The following is a 2,850-nucleotide window of genomic DNA, read 5'->3' on the forward strand; positions in this document are numbered from 1 at the left end:
CGTCAGTTGGACCGGGTGGTGATCCGGTTTGCGGGTGACTCGGGTGATGGGATGCAGTTGACGGGGGACAGGTTCACCTCGGAGACGGCGCAGTTGGGTAATGATATTTCGACGTTGCCGAATTTCCCGGCGGAGATTCGGGCGCCTGCGGGGACGTTGCCGGGGGTGTCGAGTTTCCAGGTGCATTTCGCGGATTACGACATTCTGACGCCGGGTGACGCGCCGAATGTGTTGGTGGCGATGAATCCGGCGGCGTTGAAGGCGAATCTGGCTGATCTGCGTCGGGGTGCGGACATCATCGTGAACACCGATGAGTTCACGAAGCGGAATCTGGTGAAGGTCGGGTACGCGGTGAGTCCGTTGGAGGACGACACTCTGGATGGGTTCGTGGTGCATCCGGTGGCGTTGACGTCGATGACGGTGGGGGCGTTGGCGGAGTTGTCGGTGTCGAAGAAGGACGCCGAGCGGGCGAAGAACATGTTCGCGTTGGGGTTGTTGTCGTGGATGTACTCCCGCCCGTACACCTCGACGTTGCGGTTTCTGGAGCGGAAGTTCGCCAAGCGGCCGGATCTGGTCGCGGCGAACGTCGCGGCGTTCAAGGCGGGCTGGAACTACGGCGAGACCACCGACTCGTTCTCGGTGCGGTATGAGGTGAAACCCGCGAAGATGGTGCCGGGCACCTACCGCAACATCACCGGTAACGCCGCTCTGTCGTTGGGTCTGGTCGCGGCGGGGGTGCGGTCGGGTCTGCCGGTGTTCCTCGGCGCGTATCCGATCACCCCGGCGTCGGACATCCTGCACGAGTTGTCGAAACACAAGAAACTCGGTGTGGTCACGATGCAGGCCGAGGACGAGATCGCGGCGGTCGGCGCCGCTCTGGGCGCCTCCTACGGCGGCGCTCTCGGCGTGACCACGACCAGCGGCCCCGGGGTCGCGTTGAAGTCCGAGACGATCTCCCTGGCCGTCGCCCTGGAGTTGCCGCTGGTGATCGTGGACGTGCAACGCGCCGGCCCGTCCACGGGCCTGCCCACGAAAACCGAGCAGGCGGACCTGAACATGGCCCTGAACGGCCGGCACGGCGAAGCCCCCGTCGCGGTGATCGCCGCGAAGTCACCGTCGGACTGTTTCCACGCCGCGCTGGAAGCCGCCCGGATCGCGGTCACCTACCGCACCCCGGTGATCCTGCTGTCGGACAACTACGTCGCCAACGGCTCCGAACCCTGGCTCCTACCCGACGTGCACGACCTGCCCGACCTGCGGGTGGCCTTCGCCACCGCCCCCAACCACGACGACGGCGTCACGTTCCTGCCCTACCTACGCGACCCGGACACCCTGGCCCGCCCCTGGGCCGTCCCGGGCACCCCCGGCCTGGAACACCGCATCGGCGGCCTGGAGAAAGCCGACAAGACCGGCGACATCTCCTACGACCCCACCAACCACGACTACATGGTCCGCACCCGCGCCGCCCGCATCGACGCCATCGACGTGCCCGACCTCGACGTCGACGACCCCGACGGCACCGCCCGGACCCTCGTCCTCGGCTGGGGCTCCACCTACGGCCCGATCGGCGCCGCCTGCCGCACCCTGCGCCACCGCGGCCAACCCATCGCCCAGGCCCACCTGCGTCACCTCAACCCCCTCCCCGCCAACCTCGGCGACGTCCTGGCCACCTACGACCGCGTCGTCATCCCCGAGATGAACCTCGGCCAACTCGCCCAGATCATCCGCGCCCGCTACCTGATCGACGCGATCACCTACAACCAGGTCCGCGGCCTACCCTTCACCGCCGCCGAACTGGAGACGATGCTGGAAGAGGTCTGCAAAAATGCCTGAACCCGTCGCCGTGAAACTCACCACCAAAGACTTCAAATCCGACCAGGAAGTCCGCTGGTGCCCCGGCTGCGGCGACTACGCCATCCTCGCCGCCGTCCAACAATTCATGCCCGAACTGAACATCCCCCGCGCCAACACCGTCTTCATCTCCGGCATCGGCTGCTCATCCCGCTTCCCCTACTACATGAACACCTACGGGATGCACTCCATCCACGGCCGCGCCCCCGCCATCGCCACCGGACTGTCCGTCACCCGCCCCGACCTGTCCGTCTGGGTCGTCACCGGCGACGGCGACGCCCTGTCCATCGGCGGCAACCACCTCATCCACGCCCTACGCCGCAACGTCAACATCACCATCCTGCTGTTCAACAACCGCATCTACGGCCTCACCAAAGGCCAGTACTCCCCCACCAGCGAAACCGGCAAAATCACCAAATCCACCCCCGCCGGCTCCGCCGACGCCCCCTTCAACCCCCTCTCCCTCGCCCTCGGAGCCGAAGCCACCTTCGTCGCCCGCACCATCGACTCCGACCGCAAACACCTCCAAACCGTCCTCCGCGCCGCCGCCGAACACCACGGCGCCGCCTTCGTCGAGATCTACCAAAACTGCAACATCTTCAACGACGGCGCCTTCGACCCACTCAAACAACCCGACACCCGCGACGACCACCTCATCCGCCTCGAACACGGCCAACCCATCACCTTCGGCCGCGACGGACAACACTGCGTCGTCCACCCACCCCACGGATACGGCCTCGAAATCCGCGACACCGCCACCACCCCACCCGAAAACATCATCACCCACGACACCACCATCACCGACCCCGCCTACGCCTTCGCCCTCACCCGCCTCACCCAACCCGACCTCCGCAACACCCCCATCGGCATCCTCCGCCAAACCCAACGCCCCACCTACGACACCCTCGTCCAACACCAAATCACCACCGCCAAAAACACCACCACCGACACCCCCGAACAACAACTCACCACCCTCCTCCACACCGGCGACACCTGGAC

2 protein-coding genes are annotated in these 2,850 nt (G+C 66.1%); both read left to right on the top strand.

Translation table 11 applies throughout. The annotated features are described in order from the left end of the window. Window positions 1–1,833 (top strand): 2-oxoacid:acceptor oxidoreductase subunit alpha (locus H1A17_RS33890; protein ID WP_228544749.1); only part of this gene is annotated, 1,833 nt, incomplete at its 5' end. After that, the coding region (locus H1A17_RS33895; RefSeq protein ID WP_194823798.1) for a 2-oxoacid:ferredoxin oxidoreductase subunit beta at window positions 1,826–2,850 on the top strand (1,025 nt) is incomplete at its 3' end. The genes H1A17_RS33890 and H1A17_RS33895, both read left to right, overlap by 8 nt.

The organism is Micromonospora sp. S-DT3-3-22 (assembly GCF_015354745.1).
GTDB lineage: Bacteria > Actinomycetota > Actinomycetes > Mycobacteriales > Micromonosporaceae > Micromonospora > Micromonospora wenchangensis.